Source organism: Bacillota bacterium, from assembly GCA_012727955.1.
In the GTDB taxonomy this organism is placed as follows: domain Bacteria; phylum Bacillota; class Limnochordia; order DTU087; family JAAYGB01; genus JAAYGB01.
In genome coordinates this window covers 1-19,903 of the sequence record JAAYGB010000025.1, presented here as the reverse complement: position 1 = coordinate 19,903, position 19,903 = coordinate 1, and the positions used below count along the sequence as shown (strand labels likewise).

Below are 19,903 nucleotides of genomic sequence, written 5' to 3'. Positions count from 1 at the left end.
TCCCTGGCAAGTCTAGGCTATCTGCAGCAGAGTCTCCCGCAGGACCTCAATCTCATCCCGCAGCTCCGCCGCCCGTTCGAACTCCAGTTTTTCTGCCGCCGCATACATTTCCTTTTCCAACGCGGCGATGCGCTCTGTAATCTCTTCGCTGCTCATCTCCTGGGCCTGGGAAGCGATGTACTCCGCTTCCTCCTCGGCCGCGGTGTCTGCAGTCATCAAGTCGGAAATCCGCCGACGTACCGTCTCGGGAGTGATCCCATGCTCTTCGTTATACCGCAGCTGGATCTCCCGCCGCCGATTGGTTTCATCGATGGCCCGCTGCATGGAACCGGTGATGTGATCAGCATACATGATCACCCGGCCGTTGACGTTCCGGGCAGCCCGCCCAATGGTCTGAATCAACGCGGTTTCGGAACGGAGGAAGCCCTCCTTATCGGCGTCGAGGATCGCAATCAAAGACACCTCCGGCAGGTCCAATCCCTCTCGCAAGAGGTTAATTCCCACCAGAACATCGAAGACCCCCAGCCGCAGATCCCGGATGATCTCAATCCGTTCCAGGGTATCAATCTGAGAATGAAGATACCGGACTTTGACCCCCATCTCCGCCAGATAATCCGTCAAGTCCTCGGCCATCTTGATGGTCAAGGTGGTAATCAAGACCCGCTCATTGCGCTTAGTAACTTCTCGGATCTCCGCTAACAGGTCGTCAATTTGTCCCTTAATCGGGCGGACCTCTACTTCTGGGTCAACGAGACCGGTGGGTCTAATAATCTGTTCTACGATCTGGGAACTCCGCCGCCGTTCATATTCCGCAGGAGTCGCAGACAAATAGATCACCTGATTGATTCTCTTCTCAAACTCATCGAAACGCAGGGGACGGTTATCCATGGCCGAGGGCAGCCGAAAACCGTGGCGCACCAAGGTCTCCTTCCGGGAACGGTCGCCGGCATACATTGCTCCAATCTGAGGAATCGTCATATGGGATTCGTCGATGACCAAGAGGAAATCGCCGGGAAAGTAGTCCAATAGGGTGGCAGGCGCGGATCCCGGCTCCCGCCCATCGAGGTGACGGGAGTAGTTCTCTACTCCCTGGCAGTATCCAATTTCCTGGAGCATCTCCAAATCGTACCTGGTCCGCTGTTCCAGACGCTGAGCCTCCAGCATCAGACCCTGGGAGCGCAATTCCTTGAGACGCTCCTCCAGCTCCTCTTCAATCGCGGCAATAGCCCGCTTCATCTTGTCCTCGGGAGTGATAAAGTGAGTGGCCGGGTAGATGGTCAAGGTGTCCAGTTCTCCCAATACCTCGCCGGTGATGGGATCCAACTCGATGATCCGATCCACCTCATCGCCAAACAGCTCAATCCGAATCACATTCTCGTTGTACACGGGAATGATTTCAATGACATCGCCCCGCACCCGGAAGGTTCCCCGGGTAAATCCGACATCGTTGCGTTGGTATTGAATTCCCACCAAGCGCCGCAGGATATTGTCCCGATCCCGAAAGTCGCCGTGCTTCAGGGACAGGGTCATCCCCAGGTAGTCATCGGGGGAACCCAGTCCGTAGATGCAGGAAACACTGGCAACAATGATTACATCCCGGCGCTCAAAGAGAGCACTGGTGGCGGCGTGACGCAACCGATCGATTTCGTCGTTAATACTGGCATCCTTCTCGATATAGGTGTCGGTCTGGGGAATGTAGGCCTCGGGCTGATAGTAATCGTAGTAGCTGACAAAGTAGTGCACCGCATTCTCCGGAAAGAAATCCCGAAATTCGTTGTACAGCTGAGCCGCCAAGGTCTTATTATGGGCAATCACCAGGGTAGGCTTTTGCACCTCGGCGATGACATTGGCCAAGGTAAAGGTCTTTCCGGTCCCGGTGGCACCCAGCAGGGTCTGCTCCTTCATTCCCTGCTTCAGCCCCGTTACCAGCTTTTCCACTGCCTGGGGCTGGTCGCCCGCGGGCGTGTATTCCGATACCACTTTGAACTTACGGGTTTCCATCACTGCCATCCCTTCCCCTATCAAATCCGAACATATATTCTATTATAGTTTACTCCATGCTGCCAAAGGATGCAAGGATCAGACAAATTCTATATACCCTAACCACAGGAACGTTAACAGGACGCAGGAACACCGTACCTTGGTAGTATTTGACTTAAGAACAACAGGTATGAGACCTAGGGCCGTGATACCAATTCGCTGACATAAACCAATTCAATGCCTCGCTCCTGCAGCTCAGGGATCAGCTCCTGGAGCGCCGCCAAGGTGGCGGTCTTCACATGCCCGATGGCCACCGCGGTCCCGTATTTCTCCGCCCTGTCCGCAGCCACCATAATCCGCCCCTTCACATACTCAACGTCGTTCTTGTTATCGATGAAGGTAGCATTCTGGGCAAAGGGAATCCCCAGATCCTGGGCCACCGCGGGTACCACCGTTTGGGGCGAGGTATGACTATCCACGAAAAATAGGCCCTGGGAATGAACTTCATCGAGAATAATGGCCATCAGCCCGGGATCTTCCGTGGCCAAGGACCCCATATGGTTGTTTACTCCTGTGGCCTGGGGCACCTCCGCCAGGGCAGCCCTCACCCGCCGCCTTATCTCTGCTTCCTCCAGCCCCGTCAAGATTGCTCCCTGACCAGGGTCAATACCCCCATGGGGCTCCATGGGAAGGTGCAGGATCACTTCGTATCCGGAGGCAGCAGCTCTAGCAGCATGCTCGCTGGTTTTAGGCAAGTAAGGCAATACCGCAAAGGTCATCGGAACCTGTAGCTCCAAGAATCCCTCGGCCGCCTCCCACCGATGGCCCCAATCATCGATGACAAAGGCCAGTTTCGGTTTCGGTGGCACGGGACTAAAGGGAATAGACCTAGTGGGTGGGCTCAGATCCAGCTCCCACCACCGCCGGGGTAATTCCTCGAATCCCCGCCCCGGCCAATCGGGGAAGGTAACCTTAGGCGTGGCCAAGGGAGTATACTGCAGCAGCAGTTCTTCCTGGCGCCACACCAGGGAGCTTTTTTCCCCACTGGCGTCCACTCGCCACAGGTTATCGGGGGTGTAAGCGACGATGACATCACCGGCTTGTCCCGCCGGATCGGTAGCAAAGGGTCCCAAAGGAGAATAGATAATCAATCCAGCCCACACCATCATCGCAATCACCAACAGCAGAAGGTCTGGTCTTTCTGGTTTTCGATACTGAATGCGCATCAACTTTCCCCCTTTCCATAGCAAAGAGGCGGAAACCAACATCTCATCCTGAGAGAATGTGGCAACCGCCGTCCCAATCCTTAGACTCATGTTGTGTTGTTGTCAATCACTCATCGACACCGAAGCGCAGCTGTCCTCCCTTTTCGCTGCTCTGGCCTTACCTTGAATGACCAGACTAATCGGTAAGAAGTGCCTTAGCCGCCCGCAGCTGAGGATCCTCGTCTAAGTTCACCAACTTGTCGACATCCTCCACCGATTGCTCGGCAATGGCAAAGTATGGGGGATCTACGCCCTCGGGAAGTTCCACCACTACGTCCGGGGCCACTCCTACCTCGTGAATGTCGTGTTTGCCCGCGGTTTGATACCTTGCCATGGTTACCGTCACAGCATCGCCGCTGCGCAGGGGAACCACCTGCTGCACCAAACCTTTACCGAAGGTCTGCACCCCTAGCACCAAAGCCCTTCCGGTGTCTTTAAAGGCTCCAGATACAATCTCCGAGGCACTGGCACTGTATTGATCCACCATCACCACCAGGGGCAAATCCCTCTCTGTTCCCTCGGAAGTAGCGTAGAAGGTTACCGGTTCATCGACGTCGGGCCTGGGGACAACGTGCAGCAAGGGGCCCTCATCGATAAACAAATCCGCTACCTTGACCGCGGTGTCCATCAGACCGCCGGGATTGCCCCGCAGATCCAGGACTAACCCCTTCATGCCCCGGGCCTTCAGTTCATCCATTGCGGTCTGCAGCTCCTCAGCGCTTTTTTCCGTAAAGCTGGCCAGCCGGATATACCCAACACCATCTCCCAGCATCTCGATCTTGGTTACGCTCTTAACCTTGACGTTAGCCCGATTGATGGCCACCTCGACGATTTCCCCGGTATTGCCCTTCTCAATGATCAACTTGACTTCCGTACCCGCGGGTCCCCGCATCAAACTTACCGCTTCATCTAAAGACATGTTCTTCGTTGACCGGTCGTCAACCTGGAGGATTTTGTCTCCTCCCCGCAATCCCGCCCGAAAACCCGGAGTACCCTCAATGGGACCAACAATGGTCAACTGCCCCTCCCTGAGTCCTACTACGATCCCAATTCCTTCAAACTCACCTTGGGAATCCAAGCGCATTTGCTGGAAGGCATGGGGGGGTAGGTAACGGGTGTAGGGATCACCGAGAACCGACAACATTCCATTGATAGTACCGTGCTTGACATAACCCCGCAGCAGGTCCAAAACGCTGACGTGTTCGACGTAATTGCGCTTTACCACGGCAATAACTTCCAGCACGGTGCGCATGTCGTCATAGTCTGAGACATTGGTACGAGCCTCGCTCACCCACAGGCCAAGGCCAATGGCCGCTACGAATAGAATCAAAAGTAAAAGAGCTGCTCCTATCCTCTGCTGTTTGCTCAAAACTGTCCACCAACTTTCGTTAGTCATCACCGGCCGGTATTAGACTGTACCTTTTGTATATGCCTGGGGACAAATCGATATGCTCCGAACCTATACTGGTTAATTATATCCCATCGCCAATGGGACACGCAACCCGCAGGGGTTTCGCCCCTATTGGTCCCTTTCTTCCGTCGCCAACCCCAGGAATCCTTCTCCCAAGACTTCGTGGGCATCGGTGATGACGATAAAGGCCTGGGGATCGTACCGGCGGACAATCTCCTTCAGCCGCTGAATCTCATGCCGAGACACAATGACAAACAGCACCTCTCGGGGCTTTCCGGTGTATTTGCCTACACCCTTGAGACCGGTAACGCCCCGGTCCAGCTCGCTTAACACCGCATTGGCGATCTCCTCGGGATGAGAAGAAATAATGTATGCCGCCTTCCCAAAGACTTGACCCTCCTGAATTAGGTCAATGGCCTTGGTGGTAATCAAAATGGAGAGCAAGGCGTAGAGAGCCAGCTCCGCATTAAATACCAAACCTGCCAGCAAAATTACTAAGCCGTCAATCACCAACAGGGACATGCCGACACTGGTGTGAAGCAGGCGATGGGCCACCATAGCCGCCAGATCCGTTCCCCCTGTGGAACCGCCGTAACGGATGGTCAGTCCCATACCCAATCCAGCCAAGGCTCCGCCATAGATCGCGGCCAGGAGGGGATCCCCGGTCAAGGGGTGCAGGTATCCCTCTAAGAGATCGACGAACACCGATAGCGCCACGGTTCCCACCAAACTCCTGAGTCCAAAGGTTCGACCCAGGACCCGCCAGGCCAGGAGAAACAAAGGGATGTTGATGGCCAACATCGTTACTCCCACCGGGAGGTGGAAAACGTGGTAGATGACCGTGGCCAAGCCGCTGACTCCGCCCGCGGCAATCTTGTTGGGAATCAGGAACCAATCTAGAGCCAGGGCTGTGAGAAATACGCCAAACAAAATCCCTAGATACTGGATGAGGATTTCTCTCTTAGCTTTCATCCACTTCTTCGCCTCGCTTTCCTCGGTCCCGCTCCATTCCCGCGGGATGGCTGTTTCAGCCTTCCCCGTACCACATACCACAGGAAACGGGGTAGCGCCATGATCCGAGGCAACCGGCTGGGTTCTTGCATCACTCGAAACAACCACTCTAGGCCAATGGCGGTCATCCATTTCGGCGCTCGCTTCAACTCTCCGGAGATAACATCAAAGCTGCCCCCTACGCCCATGGCCACGGTGCTTAGCAGGTATTCCCGGTGATCTAGAATCCACTTTTCCTGCCGAGGAGCCCCCAGGGCGACAAACAGCAGATCAGGCCTGGCAGCCCTTAACTCCTCGAGCATCGCCGCCTCTTCCTCTTCGGACCAAAAGCCGTGGTAGCAGCCTACTACCTGGATACCGGGGTACTTAGCCTGGAGATTTCGGGCAGCCTTCTTGGCGATCCCCGGTCGACCCCCGACCAGGGCGATACGCCATCCCTTCTCGGGGCTGGCGGCAACCAGGGTCTCCATCAATTCGATGCCCGCAAGTCTTTCGGGAAAGGGAGTGCCGCAGATCCGTCCCGCCAACAGCAGACCCACCCCGTCGGGAACAACGAGGTCCGCCGCGGCAATGATCCTTTTTACTTCAGGGTCCTCAAGCCCCCGCACCACCAATTCCGCATTGGCGGTGATCACCAGTGCGAAGCGCTGAGAGGCAATCCGATTACTGATCCAATCCACTACCTCCGCCGCGGTGCGACGGGCAATGGGCATTCCCAAGATCTCGATCACAGCTAGCCCCCTCCTTTCCCAACAGCGCAGCAGCCACCGCCCTAAGTCCTCCCTGGGCTTCGGCCCGCAAAGTGCTCACTACTTCTTCAGAGACTGTACCCCGCTGCCACAGGCACTGCAGCTGGAACGATAATCTGTCCTTGGTGATTTCATCCCACTTAAGGAGCCTGAGCCCCTCTCCCTCCAATTGGAGCCTACCTCCCTGTATCCTATGCGCCAGGGCCTCTACTTTGGGATCGTAGGCTAAGCCCAAAGCCGGGGCTCCCGCTAACAGAGAAAAAACTACCATGTGCAGTCGCATCGCCAGGGTTGCCTTCACCTGGGACAATTCCAAGACTAGTTCCTCCACCCTTGCCGGCACTGAACGCAGGGTGATGGGCTCCTCCATCGCGTCCTGGAGCCGACGCCCGATAGCTAGGGCTTCCCCTTGCATCGGGATAAAGACCACCTCTGCGCCCCAGCGGGCCACGGCCTGGTCACAAACCTGGGCCACCACCGGCACCACCTCATCCACCCCCGGCCAGGGGCGCAGATTCACTGCCAACACCCTTCGACTCCCCTGGGTCGGTTGTTGCCAGCCTTTCCCATCGGGAGATGGAAAGAGCCAGGCCAGATCCGGGAAAACCAGAACCCGGCGCCGAACACCCCAATCCAAAAGGGTTCGCCGGGAATCTTCGTCTCTAACCACCACAAGCTGAGCCCGATTGACCACCCAGGCGATGGCTCTCCGGGTCAGTGAACTGGTCACAGGGCCGATTCCCTGGCCTAAAATCAAGAGGGGACGGTTAAGAAATAGGGCTAGGGACATGACCGCTAGATAGTACCAGGGACTAAGCCAACTGGTGGAATCCTGGAGTAAAGAGCCTCCGCCGGCAATGAGGCCGTCGCTTTGAGCCAAAGCCTTGAGCACCGCCCAAGGAGACATCCGCTGCACTGCCGCCACCCCTAACCGCCGGGCAGTCTCCTCGGGATCTGCCGAAAGAACGGTAAGTTCCACACCGGGAAGTACCTGGGGCAGGTGGCGAACTAGAGCCGTTAAAATCCCTTCATCGCCTAAATTTCCGTAGCCGTAATACCCAAAGAGGACAACCTTCACCCAAGGTCCACTTCCCTTCCGGTCCCACGGTGGATCCCAAGGTGCTTGCCGGCCACCAGGAAGGATAGCAGGATCAGGATCAAACCCAGCAAAGTCCCCAGAATTATTCCATACAGAGTGCGCAGCAGCCCCAGGGTAATGGGACTGTGAATATGACAGAAGGTATTGACCATGGACACCGCGGCCACGGAACCCACAACGGTAACAGCTTGTCCCCAAGGAGGATTAATTCGGGCCTGGGTCCAGTACAGTCCCACCAGGAGCAGGGGATAACCGATAAGAAACTCCTTGGTCCGGGGCCTAGCCACCAACCACCGCTCCAATTGGGTTCTCATCCAAACTTCCACCTCGGGAACGGGCACAACAAAGTTCCCTGACCGGGCCAGATACAACCCCAGGGCAGCCAGTCCCAGGATCCCCACTGCCATCACTTGCCACCGGGTTAAGGTGTTGACGCCCGCCAGTCGCCTCTTTAGGAAGGCAGCCGAGGGCCGGTGCAGTCTCTTAGCCTCTTCATCCCAGAACAGGGCCAGGATCCCGGCCGAAAGCAAGGGCAACAGCAAGGCAACCTTGACCCCGAGAAACTGATGGGTTTTGATCATGAAGCGATAATCCCCCAGGGCGATGGTAACCACCAAACCACCGCAAACAGCCAGGGCAACAACCTGACCAAAGACCGCCAAGGTCCGACGCACCGCGGGAACCGGTGACTTCTCTCTGTCGGCAGTGAGCCCCCGCCAAAGGGCCAAGGCGGGAAACAGGTTAGCGGCCACAAAGGCAATCCCTTGCCGAGCAAAGATGGGATTGGTACCGTAAATGACCAAGGAACCAAGACCAGCCAGCGCCGCTAACAGTCCGGCCACCACGGGGCTAAATCCGACGATAACCAGCAGCAGGCAAAGGGCCCAAAGAACTGCCAGCAGGGCTCCGGAAAAACCCAGTAACCCGTTGTTCCAGGGGGGCAAAGGTCGGGGAATGCCCAGGGAGAATCCATCGCCTTGAACTAGGCTGGCGGTCTTGTCCACTAGGGCATAGTTGTCGGCGAGAAGATCAGAAGGAGATGCTTCCGGAAGGACGATACCCAGGGGTGAATCCTGGGTAGTATCCTCCGGCAAGATCAGCCGGATCCAAAGCCCTCGATATCCCCGCTCCCGAACCGCCCGGGCATACCTTTCCGCGGATTTGGTCAGAGAATAAACCCGCACCTCACGGCGGGGCACGGTATGCACTCGAAGCACCTTTTCGCCCACCGCAGCGGCGATACTGCTTTCCCCGGGAACCTCGCCAAACTCCACTCTCCCCAGGGCTAAGTCCTGGGCTGTAAGCCAGGATTTCAGCGGGAAGATACTGAGCCCGTCCCCTGGTTTTTCCTGCCTGACGAAGGGCGACTCGTCATCACCGAGACTAAAGACCAACCCAGGAAGGACCAACCCCTGCCGCCGAACCCGGTCAATGCTCTGGCTCCATCGGTCCAAGTCAGGAGCAAAACTTACCTCTCCTGTTTCTTCGGTCCCAGGGACCACCAGGTCAACTCGAGGAATTATCATGGCGTAGCCCGGAGGAATTGCGGCAAAGTCCAGCTGTGTCAAGGCCTCCATGGAAACCACCAGCCCGTTGGCGCCCCGGACCTGGAACCCGGTCAAGAGTTCCTCCACCGAAGTGCCGGTGAGGGCCGACAATACCTGGACGTCAGACCAATCCACCAGAAGCCCAACATCCCGGTACTCCCCCTCAATCCTTCCCCGCTGCCACAAAGTGGTACCCAGGGCGATGAGGATCAGGGATAATATAATTGCTGTCACGAAGGGTTTCACACCCTGCTTCACTCTGGACTACGCTCCTTCCCAAAGACGTACACCTTGCCCCGCTCTACGGTAATGGCATCGAGCATCACCGGCACCGGCAAGTCCTTCAAATCAATGATAAATCTCCGCTCCTGCATCACCGCGTCCAGGAGAAATTCTGGAATGCGAGTTTGGGAGACCACCAACTCCGTAGGGACATACTCAATGGCCGTGGGGCCCACGATCTCGAATTTGCCATTGAGGGTAAGTTCGATGGGTCGGCCCAGGATGGAGACCTGTCCCACTAGCCGGGCAAAGCCGCCGACCAGGCGGATGGCAAAACGTTTTCCCGGGTCCACATGGGTCCAGAAGTATTGGTTAATTCCCTCTTCTTCCAGCAGCACCGTGGCCCGCAGCTGCCTCACCGACTGCACCACCAGCTCCCCTTTGAGAACCTCCAGGGGATTTACCCAAACTCCATCAAAGGACGCGACAAATGCCGCAATCGGCAAACCCTGGATCACCAATTCCTTGGCGTCAATGGTGAGTTTGTCGATGCGGCCCATGAATACCTTGCTCGCAGGAGTTACTTTTACGTCAATGTCCAGATAATTAACCTGATCCGCGGCCTTCTCTACGGCCTTACCGATTCTAGTTTCCACTACGCGAGGGATATACCACTGCATCGTCCCGGCAACAACAATTGCAATAATGAGAGCCAGCAATATGTTCCGCCGCATCCTCTAGACCGCCTTTCCCTCGCCGCAATTGCTACTTTTTCCGCAAGTAGGCTTCGATAAAGTTAGAAATCTCTCCATCCATCACCGCAGTTACATTTCCCGTCTCCACATCGGTGCGATGATCCTTCACCATGCTGTAGGGATGAAATACATAGGAACGAATCTGGCTACCCCAGGCGATGTCATCAAATTCTCCCTGGATTTCCTTCATCTTGGCTTCCTGCTCCTGCAGCTGTCTTTCCAACAGCCGGGCTCGGAGAATTTTCATCGCCGACTCCCGATTAGCATGCTGGGAGCGCTCGCTTTGGCACTGCACCACTATCCCTGTAGGGATATGGGTAATGCGAATCGCCGAGTCAGTTTTGTTCACGTGTTGGCCCCCGGCTCCACTGGCCCGATAGGTGTCGATGCGCAGGTCCCCGGGGTCGATTTCCACTTCGACATCGTTTTCCAGCACCGGCCACACCGACACTGAGGCAAAGGAAGTGTGCCGCCGTCCCGAAGCGTCAAAGGGAGAAATTCGCACCAGCCGGTGGACTCCCTTTTCTCCCTTGAGATAGCCATAGGCGTAGTCACCGGTAATCTGGAGGGTGGCACTCTTGATGCCGGCTTCCTCGCCCTCCATTAGGTCGAGAACCTCCACTTGATGCCCTTGCTTTTCTGCCCAGCGGATATACATTCGCATCAGCATGTCTGCCCAGTCCTGGGACTCCGTTCCCCCAGCTCCCGAATGGATGGCCAACAGGGCATCATTCTCATCGTATTCGCCGGAGAGCAAGGACGATAGTTCCAGCTGTTCCACCACCGACGCCAATTCGCCGATGCCGTTCTTCACCTCGGCCGCGGTGGCTTCATCCCCTTCCTCCAGGGCCAATTCCATCAGGACCGTCAGATCCTCGACCTGGTCGCTCACCCTTTGCCACCGCTGAATCGTCCGCTTCAGGCGATTCAAATCCCGGGTCACCTGCTGAGCTGCGGCTTGATCATCCCAGAAATCCGGCTGGGTCATCGCCGCTTCTAATTTTTCTGCCTCGGCTTCCTTGGCAGGCAGGTCAAAGATAGTCCCTCATTTCGTCAACTCGCCGACGAAAGTCCGCAAGTTTGTCCTGCAATTCTCTACCCTCAATCTCCAGTAACATCATTCCACTCCCCTGTCAATCTTCGCCTAACATTCTATGCTTATTGTTCTTCACTAAAGGACTTACCTGCCACAGCAATGTTTGTATTTCCTCCCAGACCCACAGGGGCAGGGATCATTGCGGCCTACCTTCTGTGGCACTCGCCGTGGAGTTTGTCCCGTCACAGTGCCGTCGGTACTCCGATTAGTGGTGGCCGACTCTAGTCTTGATTCCGCCCTTTGTTCCTCGCTGATTAACTGCACTCGGAACAACAGTCGGAGGAAATCCTCTCGGGCAGCCTTCATCATTTCTTCAAAGGCCCTAAAGCCTTCAAAGCGATACTCCATTAGGGGATCCTTTTGCCCGTAGGCTGCCAGTCCGATGCCCTCCCGCAGATCATCCATAATCTGCAGGTGCTCCATCCACTTGCTGTCAATTACCCGAAGCAGCAGCAGTCTTTCCAGCTGCTGCAGGTGCTCTGCCCCCAGCTCCCGCTCCCGGTTTCGATAGCCCTCCTGCAGCTTGGCCACTATTCTCTCCTTCAGCTGAGCCCGATCTCGGGGCAGGTCATCGGCAGTCACCGAGACACCGTTCATAGTCTCCGAGACCAGCTCCGCCAGGGCAGTCAAGTCCCAATCCTCGGGAGATACCTTTTCGTCGGCATAGATCTCCAAGAGGGAGTCAACGAACTCCGACATGGTTTCCATCACCACATCGTGCACGTCGGCTCTGGTCAAAAGGCGCTGCCGCAGCTCATAGACGATTTCCCGCTGCCGGTTCATCACGTCATCGTACTTGAGCACCTGTTCTCGGATATCGAAGTTGTGGGCCTCTACCTTCTTCTGGGCATTTTCAATGGCCTTGCTGATCTGGGGATGCTCGATGGGTTGGTTCTCCTCCCACCCCAATCGGTCCATCAACCCGCTGATCCGGTCGGAGCCAAAGAGCCGCATCAAGTCATCCTCTAGAGAGACAAAGAATCGGGAAGCACCGGGATCTCCCTGGCGACCCGCCCGACCCCGCAGCTGGTTGTCGATGCGCCGGCTTTCATGGCGCTCCGTTCCAATCACATACAGGCCACCGAGCTCTGCCACCCCTTCTCCGAGCACGATGTCAGTACCTCGACCGGCCATGTTGGTGGCAATGGTCACCATTCCCCGCTGACCGGCCTTCTTGATGATTTCCGCTTCTCGGGCATGATTCTTGGCGTTCAGGACCTCATGGGGAATCCCCCGGGCCTTAAGCATGGCGCTTAACCGCTCGGATTTTTCGATACTGATGGTACCCACCAGTACCGGCTGGCCCTTGGCGTGGGCGGCTACGATTTCCTCCACCACCGCGTTAAACTTAGCGGCCTCGGTCTTGTAGACCGCGTCATCGTGATCCACTCGAATCATCGGTTTATGGGTGGGTATTACCACCACCTCTAGGCCGTAGATCTTGCGAAACTCCGCTTCCTCGGTCTTGGCCGTTCCCGTCATCCCAGCCAGCTTAGTGTACATCCGGAAGAAGTTTTGGAAGGTGATGGAGGCCAGAGTCTGGCTTTCCCTTTCAATCTTGACCCCTTCCTTCGCCTCCAGTGCTTGGTGCAAGCCATCGCTGTACCTCCGACCGGGCATCAATCGTCCGGTAAACTCATCAACGATTACCACCTGACCATCGCTAACCACATAATCTCGATCCCGAGCAAAGAGTTCCTTAGCCTTCAAGGCCGCGGTCAAGTAATGGACCTTGGCGAAGTTAGCGTCATTGTAGAGGTTGTCGATGCCCAGCATTCTCTCCACCTGGGCCACGCCCTCCTCGGTGATGGCCACCGTTTTCGCCTTTTCGTCCACGGTGTAATGCTCCTCGGGCTTGAGCCGGGTTACCAGCCGGGCAAATTGGTAGTACAGCTGGGGTGACTGCTCTGAAGGTCCAGAGATAATCAAGGGCGTCCTCGCTTCATCGATGAGGATGCTGTCCACTTCGTCAACGATGGCGTAGTGCAGTTCCCGCTGCACCAAGTGCTCAGGGCTCATCACCATGTTGTCCCTGAGGTAGTCAAAGCCAAATTCGTTGTTGGTTCCATAGGTAATATCGGCCCTGTAGGCAGTCCGCCGTTCCTCAAAGGACAATCCGTGAACAATTACGCCAACGGTCATCCCCAAGAACCTGTATATCTGACCCATCCACTCAGCATGATACTGGGCCAGGTAGTCGTTGACGGTGACTAGGTGGGCACCCTTGCCCTCCAGGGCGTTGAGGTACAGGGGTAGGGTCGCCACCAGTGTCTTTCCTTCACCGGTCTTCATTTCTGCAATCCGGCCTTCGTGCAAGACGATGCCACCCATCAGCTGAACATCGAAATGCCGCATCCCTAGGACCCGCTTGGCAGCCTCCCGCACCACAGCAAAGGCTTCCGTCAACAAATCATCCAAGGTGGCACCCGCGGCTAAGCGATTCCGAAACTCCTGGGTCTTGGCCTGCAGTTCCAGGTCACTGAGCCGCTCCATGGAGGGTTCCAAGGCATTGATGGCAGAGACCATTTCCTCCAATCGGTCCAATTCCTTCTTGTTGGTATCAAAGAAACGTCGCAGTAATCTCAGCATTATTGGGGTCATCCTCCCTGATCGCAACGATCCACCGGAAAAAATCGTGCCTTCATTATATCATTGTCTCCATATAGCGACAAGCAAGCTAAAATTGTGAAAAAAGAGAAGGGACAGAACCATACCCCATGGCTCTGCCCCTTCCTCTATTCTATGTTAATTTCGCCAAACTATGTCATAAACCTTCACGATGGGTCCGTCCCTGTGGGTCACTCGCTGGGTTCAATCAACCCATAGTTGCCGTCTTTACGTTTGTAAACAACGTTGACGTCATCGGTACCTGCGTTGCGAAACATGAAAAATCCGTGTCCCAAGAGCTCCATTTGCATGATCGCTTCCTCTACCGACATCGGCTTCATGGCAAACCGCTTGGTTCGCACCACCGTTGGCAGGGGACCCTCCTCAATATCCGCAGGAAACTCGTTGCTGAAGGTCTCAGACAACTTAGGCCCCTGACTGCGACGCTGGAGTCGGGTTTTGTTCTTTCGGATCTGGCGTTCCAAATTGTCAAAGGCGATGTCAATGGAGGCATACATGTCCGACGTCCTGCTCTCTGCTCGAATGAGGAGACCACCGACTTGCAGCGTGACTTCAGCTTCCTGAATCTCCCTCTGCACCGACAAGACTGCCTCGACAAACATCTCCTGGCTATGGGCAAAGAATTTCTCCAGTTTCTTCGCCTGTCGCTGGCAATGGTTGCGCAGCGCTTCGGTGACATCGATGTTCTTTCCCTTGACAACCACACGGCTGGTTCCTACTGCCATCTACACCATCTCCCTCTTGCTAGGTACCTTACAGTCTATACAGTTGGGTGGTGACTTTAGCACAGGCAAATCCTGCGACCCATCTTACCAAGAATATTCCCGCTTCCCAGCCCAATTAAACGAAACCCCCGGAGGTTTTCTCCGGGGGTCGATGTCCGATTACTACCAGTCCAGACTAGATCTTGACGACGTTAGCAGCTTGGGGACCACGATTGCCTTCGACGATGTCGAATTGAACCTCCTGGCCCTCGTCCAAGGTCTTGAAACCATCCTCCTGAATCGCAGAGAAGTGTACGAACACATCGCCACCATCTTCGCGTTCAATAAATCCGTAACCCTTCTCGGCGCTGAACCACTTAACACGACCTAGCATTGATAAACATTCCTCCTAAATACTTGCCGCTCCCGGAGCAAAAAGCGACCTTGGCGAGACTTACTTAGGTAAGGGGCTTGCCTGCAGTCTGGACTTTACTATACCAGGAGAAGTACATTTTATGGTCTTAGTGTATCACAGGACTGCGAGAAAGGTCAACGCCACTATGGAAGGATTTTTAATTTTTCTCTAGACTTTACTCTCAATTCGCAATCGGCGTTCAGAATAGTCTACCAGCAGGGAAATCGTCTTGGTCATGATCAAGTAGATGATGGCCACCTGAATGTAGATTTCGAAGGGCCGATAGTACCGAGTCACGTTGATCTGACCCTTGCGAAGCAGCTCCTCCAGGGAAATCACCGCCACTAAAGACGAATCCTTCAGCAGAGCAATAAACTCATTCCCCAAGGCCGGAACAATGCGGCGAAAGGCCTGGGGTAAGATGATGTACTGCATCGCCTGCCAGCGGCTTAATCCCGTGGAGTAGGCGGCCTCGAACTGGCCTTTGTCAATGGACTGAATACCGGAGCGAACAATCTCTGCCACATAGGCAGCGCTGTTGAGTCCCAGGGAGACTACTCCTGCCACCCAAGGGGACAGTCTGATCCCAAATTGGGGTAAACCCATGTACACCAGGAAAATCTGAACAATCAGGGGCGTGCCTCGGAAGAAGTCAGTGTACACCCCCGCGGCCTGGGACACCCAGCGGCGCTGGGAGCAGCGGGCCATACCAATCAAGGTGCCAAAGATAATCCCCAAGAACACTGCCGATGAAGTGAGGGCAATGGTCACCTTGGCTCCCTCCAAATGGGAGGGTAAGGCCCGGGCCATCACGTCCCAACTTAGATTAATTGCTGCCGGCAGGGCAGAATGGATCGCTACCATGTCTTATCTACTCCCCGATTTCCCAAGGCCCCAGGGGCCGGGGCCTTCTTAGTCGGCAAAATACTTGCTGTAGATCTCGTCGTAGATACCCTTGGCCTTCACTGCTGCCAGGGCCGAGTTAACTTCCTTCAATAACTGAGTCTGTCCCTTTTTCAAAGCAATTCCATAGGCTTCATCGGTAAAGGGAACGCCAACGATTTTCACCTGACCGGGATTGTTGTCCACATAGGCCTTGGCCACCGCCTCATCGACGACACAGGCATCGGCCACCCCGTTCATCACTTCTAGCAAAGCCTCGGGAGCGGTATTGAAGCGACCGACGCGGCCTACATCAGAGTCACTGACATACAAATCTCCGGTGGTTCCCATCTGTACCGTAACATACTTGCCCACCAAATCCTCGGGCCCATGGATACTGTCGTTATCATTGGCTACCAAAATCAGCTGACTGGCCCGGAAATAGGGATCGCTGAAGTCTACAGCCATGGCTCGCTCTGGAGTGATGGTCATCGCAGCAATGATCATGTCGTAGTTGCCGTTAAGCAAACCGGGAATCAAACCATCCCAGGCCACATTAACTATCTCGACGGTAACACCGGCCTCGGCCCCCAGGGCCTTGATCAAATCAATGTCAAAACCAACATACTCTTCGGTCACAGGATCCACGGATTCAAAGGGAGCGAAGGTAGCATCGGTAGCCACCGTCCAAACCCTTTCCTTGCCCAGAGCCATTCCGCCTCCCAGCGTCAAGAGCCCCAAAATAACAGCCAACACCACCAGCTTTTTCATCGCAAGTCCTCCTCAGATACTCTCAGTACTCCATCGGCACTGACCAATGGTGATGTAGGTATTATACATCTCTGCGCATAAACATGCAACAGCTTTTTTGCAGTTAACCAGCTGTTAACCAAAGTTGCCCCATAGTTGGAAGGAGTTAGGATAATCCTTACCTCTTCCCCACTATTGCCGACAACCTGTAACAATATGAATGGCCCCGGAGAATCGCCGCCAAAACAACCAGAGCCGTTGCCCCATGGCAACGGCCCTATTGATTAGAGTATGATAGCTATCCGACGCGTCCGATTAACACCTGCAGCTGACCTTCCGAGTCCAAGCGAGCCCGGAGATTGCGGGTAAATTCCCGAATGATCCGGCGCTCTCCTCCGATGGATAGGATCACCCCAGGATGAACGACCAAAGCCTTCACCTGTCCCTTACCACCGACGGAAATCACCGTGGTGACTCCCGACTTACTACCTAGCTCTTTGAACTCTACACTTCCCTGAGCCGATGAGATTTGTCCGCCCCGCATCACCCCGCGACTGGCGATGACGTCGCCGCCGGCTTCGATCTTGGAGTTGTAACTGCCAAATCCGGTGATGATCAGGTTTCCACTGACCCACACCCGGGAGTTCTCGATCCCCTTGACCGTCAAGTGATGGGGTTCGGTGCTGTAGCCGGCAACTTCCTGTTCCAGCTCCCGCCACCGTTGATACTTCCCGTTGACCTCCGCGGAGGATCGGATGTGCAGGGGACCGGTACCTTGTAATATCTGCACCAATTCAAAGCCAACATTAGTATTAATGCCGGCAATGTCACTGAGGGGCATCAAACGACGGGGGATTTCTGGCACCAGCTTCAACAACCCGTTGAATCTGCTTTCCAACAGCTGCTTCACCAACAGACCATAGGGTAGTCCCTTAGCAAAACTCTCCTTCACCGCCGCCGAGTTGTCCAGCTGCCAGAGAGCCTTCATAAACTCCTCCAGATACCCGGAAACCTCGTTAACAAAGGGCAGCAGGGCGGCAATCTCCGACATGCGACCGCCCACCCGCACTTCAGAGCCGATCAACAAGCTGTGAAGGGTGCTGTCGAGATTAGCCGTCAACTTGGCATTGGAGACCAAGCCCCGCACCTCAAGGGCTCCCCCGGCGGTGACCTGAATTCCTTCCCGCACTTGACCCTGGATGTGAATATCCCCTTCAAACTTAATATGTCCAGTACTGACATCGGCATCACCGGGATGGTCAAAGATGGGCATCACCCGAACCACGTTTCCCTCCGCCACGGGGCGGCCGCTGACTTCTGCCCTTACCTCCAGACCATCCTCGGAAAGGTAAGCACCGCTTCCTGCCCTGAGAGCCAATTTCTTCGGGTGCCGTCGTGGCTGAACCTCCCGACCAAGGACACTGCGCCCCACACGACCCGACGTTGCCGGGATGAGACGGGCTAACAAAGTGTCTGGTTCCACCCAGGAGATCCTGTGGCGATCCAGGAGGTCTATACGCAGGGCATCCTCATCATAGGCTGCCCTTTCCACTTCCTCAAACAAAATCTCGATGTAGGGATCCTGGGGCTCCTGGGGCGGAATGCCCTGGGCCACCAAACGGCGCTGACCGGGCTGGGCCACCACAGCCTGCAGGGCCTCAGGATCAATTCCGAAGACCACCCCTGCATCCTTCAAGGCCTGGGTAACCCGATCCTGGGTCACTGGCTCCGGTGGCAATTCTTCTGCTCCTTGGCCCACTAATTCCACAACGGCGGCGGGGGGAACATCCCGGAGGCGATACCTTTTCCCGGCACTTAGGGTCACCTGCACATAGGCACTAAGTTCATCGGGAGACACTTCTACCTCCACCATACTCACGGGCTTGCTTTCCTCGGCCTGGACCTGAACCACATCGCCCTGTGCCATTTGATATCTCCCGCTTTTCACCTCGCCGTTCACCAGTACCTGGACGTGACCACCGATGATTAGCACTGGATAATCTTCCTCAGGAGAACTGGGCGGCTTCCAGCCAAACTCTCCATCGATTACCCAAGCCCTACCTGCTGGCATTTTCTCATAGTCCACGCTCATGACCTCACCTCAGCAACCACCGCTACTTTCAGGTGCTCTCCACTGCGCCCATCAGCGCTTCTTGTCCAGGAAATGACTGCCGGGAACATAGGCCTTGGCTTCATAGGCCTTAGAGACCCTTCTTCCCCGGCGGACCTTGCCCATGGATCGGGCCGTCCGACTGGCCCGCAACCGAAGCTGATTGGTATCCCGTTGATTAACCTCCAGGGCCTGAGCCAACACCGCTGCCAATTGATCGAAAACCTCCAGCAGCTCCGTTACCGGAGCAGCCAACTGCCGATGGGCAATACTCACTCGTCTTAATTCCGAGGCGGAGAACTGTGCCATCCCCAATTCTGCACACAATTGGTCCCGCAGCTCATCGATTTGCCGTTGAATTGTTTCTGCTGCTTCCATCAGCTGGCGGTGGCCCTCCAGGGCAATCAGCAACTCCTCAATCTCACCGTTGTCAATCTGGTGGCGATTCCCTTCACTGGACTCCAACATTTCTTGGTAAAGCGCCAACTGACGGAGATACAGCTCCCGTAACGCTAACAAACGATCCCGTGCCTGCAGCGAGAACTCCTCCCCTCTAGACCGAAAATCCCCAATCCCTTAGCGAGTCCACCCCTGGAATTCCTCTCGCACCCTTTGTTGGAGCGAAGGATTGCAGAGAAAGTCGATAGCGGTCATCGCCAAGGCCTTAGCCGCCAAGAGCATCGTCGCCCTCCCATTGGGACTGGCACAGGCGGCAGCAAATTCTGGAGTGTGCCCCACCAAACCATCGATGCCAAGACTAATGTAGGGATGAATTGCGGGAGCCACGTGGCTGACATTGCCCATGTCCGTGGAACCCTTGCCGTCCGCGGAGGCAATGATGTCCGTTACTCCAAGAGCCTGCAAATTGCCGGTGAAGGCCGCGGCTAGGGATCGATTGGTCACCAAGTTGTCGTTGGAGGGTTCGAAATTGTGCCAGGTGACCTCGGTCCCACTCATCATTGCGGCGCCCTGGGCGATTCTTTTCACCTTGACCAGGATTTCATCGAGGATCCGGCGCCGGGCCGAACGGAAGTAGAAGCGAGCAGCCGCCCGTTCCGGAACGACGTTGGGAGCCACTCCCCCTTCAGAGATGATGCCGTGGATGCGAACGTCATCGGGCAAATGCTCCCGCAGAGCGTTAATTCCATTGAAGAGGAAAATGGCGCCGTCCAGGGCGTTGATTCCCTTCTCTGGAGAGGATGCGGCATGGGCTGCCCGACCGGTAAAGACAAACTCCAAGGCATCCAGGGCATAGGAACTGCTTCCCACTTGGGTCACC

General features: G+C 55.7%; 17 protein-coding genes. All 17 read right to left on the bottom strand.

The window, feature by feature from the left end:
- Window positions 1–12: 12 nt before the first annotated feature.
- Window positions 13–2,001, bottom strand: a complete 1,989-nt coding sequence (gene uvrB / locus GX030_05510; protein ID NLV91839.1) for an excinuclease ABC subunit UvrB — start codon at window positions 1,999–2,001, stop codon at window positions 13–15.
- 176 nt (window positions 2,002–2,177) lie between these two features.
- Window positions 2,178–3,206, bottom strand: a complete 1,029-nt coding sequence (locus GX030_05505; protein NLV91838.1) for a divergent polysaccharide deacetylase family protein — start codon at window positions 3,204–3,206, stop codon at window positions 2,178–2,180.
- Between the two features lie 175 nt (window positions 3,207–3,381).
- A complete protein-coding gene (locus GX030_05500; protein ID NLV91837.1) occupies window positions 3,382–4,575 on the bottom strand; it encodes a S41 family peptidase in 1,194 nt (397 codons plus the stop codon).
- 189 nt (window positions 4,576–4,764) lie between these two features.
- Complete coding sequence (locus GX030_05495) at window positions 4,765–5,628, bottom strand: YitT family protein (protein ID NLV91836.1); 864 nt, start codon at window positions 5,626–5,628, stop codon at window positions 4,765–4,767.
- Window positions 5,625–6,398: a WecB/TagA/CpsF family glycosyltransferase gene (locus GX030_05490; GenBank protein NLV91835.1), complete on the bottom strand. Its 774-nt coding sequence runs from the start codon at window positions 6,396–6,398 to the stop codon at window positions 5,625–5,627. Before GX030_05490 ends, GX030_05495 begins: the two co-directional genes overlap by 4 nt.
- Window positions 6,331–7,494, bottom strand: a complete 1,164-nt coding sequence (csaB, locus tag GX030_05485; GenBank protein ID NLV91834.1) for a polysaccharide pyruvyl transferase CsaB — start codon at window positions 7,492–7,494, stop codon at window positions 6,331–6,333. The genes GX030_05490 and csaB overlap by 68 nt, the downstream gene beginning before the upstream one ends.
- Window positions 7,491–9,296 (bottom strand): hypothetical protein, encoded by a 1,806-nt coding sequence (locus GX030_05480; protein ID NLV91833.1) that lies wholly within the window; start codon window positions 9,294–9,296, stop codon window positions 7,491–7,493. The genes csaB and GX030_05480 overlap by 4 nt, the downstream gene beginning before the upstream one ends.
- 20 nt (window positions 9,297–9,316) lie before the next feature.
- Window positions 9,317–10,018 (bottom strand): DUF2993 domain-containing protein, encoded by a 702-nt coding sequence (locus GX030_05475; protein ID NLV91832.1) that lies wholly within the window; start codon window positions 10,016–10,018, stop codon window positions 9,317–9,319.
- 31 nt (window positions 10,019–10,049) lie between these two features.
- The gene (prfB, locus tag GX030_05470; GenBank protein ID NLV91831.1) at window positions 10,050–11,078 is read right to left on the bottom strand and encodes a peptide chain release factor 2; all 1,029 of its coding nucleotides are present in this window, start codon (window positions 11,076–11,078) and stop codon (window positions 10,050–10,052) included.
- Between the two features lie 141 nt (window positions 11,079–11,219).
- Entirely contained in the window at window positions 11,220–13,724 is a 2,505-nt protein-coding gene (secA, locus tag GX030_05465; protein NLV91830.1) for a preprotein translocase subunit SecA, read from the bottom strand.
- Window positions 13,725–13,933: 209 nt separating this feature from the next.
- The gene (gene raiA / locus GX030_05460) at window positions 13,934–14,488 is read right to left on the bottom strand and encodes a ribosome-associated translation inhibitor RaiA (GenBank protein NLV91829.1); all 555 of its coding nucleotides are present in this window, start codon (window positions 14,486–14,488) and stop codon (window positions 13,934–13,936) included.
- A gap of 175 nt (window positions 14,489–14,663) precedes the next feature.
- On the bottom strand, window positions 14,664–14,861 hold the full coding sequence (locus tag GX030_05455) for a cold shock domain-containing protein (GenBank protein ID NLV91828.1): 198 nt from the start codon (window positions 14,859–14,861) through the stop codon (window positions 14,664–14,666).
- 189 nt (window positions 14,862–15,050) lie between these two features.
- Entirely contained in the window at window positions 15,051–15,713 is a 663-nt protein-coding gene (locus tag GX030_05450) for an amino acid ABC transporter permease (GenBank protein ID NLV91827.1), read from the bottom strand.
- Window positions 15,714–15,794: 81 nt separating this feature from the next.
- On the bottom strand, window positions 15,795–16,535 hold the full coding sequence (locus GX030_05445) for a basic amino acid ABC transporter substrate-binding protein (GenBank protein ID NLV91826.1): 741 nt from the start codon (window positions 16,533–16,535) through the stop codon (window positions 15,795–15,797).
- A gap of 277 nt (window positions 16,536–16,812) precedes the next feature.
- Window positions 16,813–18,606, bottom strand: coding sequence for a DUF342 domain-containing protein (locus GX030_05440; GenBank protein NLV91825.1), 1,794 nt, complete (start codon window positions 18,604–18,606; stop codon window positions 16,813–16,815).
- A gap of 51 nt (window positions 18,607–18,657) precedes the next feature.
- Complete coding sequence (locus GX030_05435; protein NLV91824.1) at window positions 18,658–19,143, bottom strand: hypothetical protein; 486 nt, start codon at window positions 19,141–19,143, stop codon at window positions 18,658–18,660.
- Window positions 19,144–19,200: 57 nt separating this feature from the next.
- Window positions 19,201–19,903, bottom strand: a 703-nt coding sequence (locus GX030_05430; GenBank protein NLV91823.1) for a M20 family metallopeptidase, incomplete at its 5' end; no start/stop codon positions are given.

What these genes read in the sequence shown, in the direction of transcription:
- uvrB (NLV91839.1), bottom strand. Translation starts at nt 2,001, where the DNA reads ATGGAAACCCGTAAGTTCAAAGTGGTATCGGAATACACGCCCGCGGGC.
- GX030_05505 (NLV91838.1), bottom strand. Translation starts at nt 3,206, where the DNA reads ATGCGCATTCAGTATCGAAAACCAGAAAGACCAGACCTTCTGCTGTTG.
- GX030_05495 (NLV91836.1), bottom strand. Translation starts at nt 5,628, where the DNA reads ATGAAAGCTAAGAGAGAAATCCTCATCCAGTATCTAGGGATTTTGTTT.
- GX030_05475 (NLV91832.1), bottom strand. Translation starts at nt 10,018, where the DNA reads ATGCGGCGGAACATATTGCTGGCTCTCATTATTGCAATTGTTGTTGCC.
- secA (NLV91830.1), bottom strand. Translation starts at nt 13,724, where the DNA reads ATGCTGAGATTACTGCGACGTTTCTTTGATACCAACAAGAAGGAATTG.
- raiA (NLV91829.1), bottom strand. Translation starts at nt 14,488, where the DNA reads ATGGCAGTAGGAACCAGCCGTGTGGTTGTCAAGGGAAAGAACATCGAT.
- GX030_05455 (NLV91828.1), bottom strand. Translation starts at nt 14,861, where the DNA reads ATGCTAGGTCGTGTTAAGTGGTTCAGCGCCGAGAAGGGTTACGGATTT.
- GX030_05445 (NLV91826.1), bottom strand. Translation starts at nt 16,535, where the DNA reads ATGAAAAAGCTGGTGGTGTTGGCTGTTATTTTGGGGCTCTTGACGCTG.
- GX030_05440 (NLV91825.1), bottom strand. Translation starts at nt 18,606, where the DNA reads ATGAGCGTGGACTATGAGAAAATGCCAGCAGGTAGGGCTTGGGTAATC.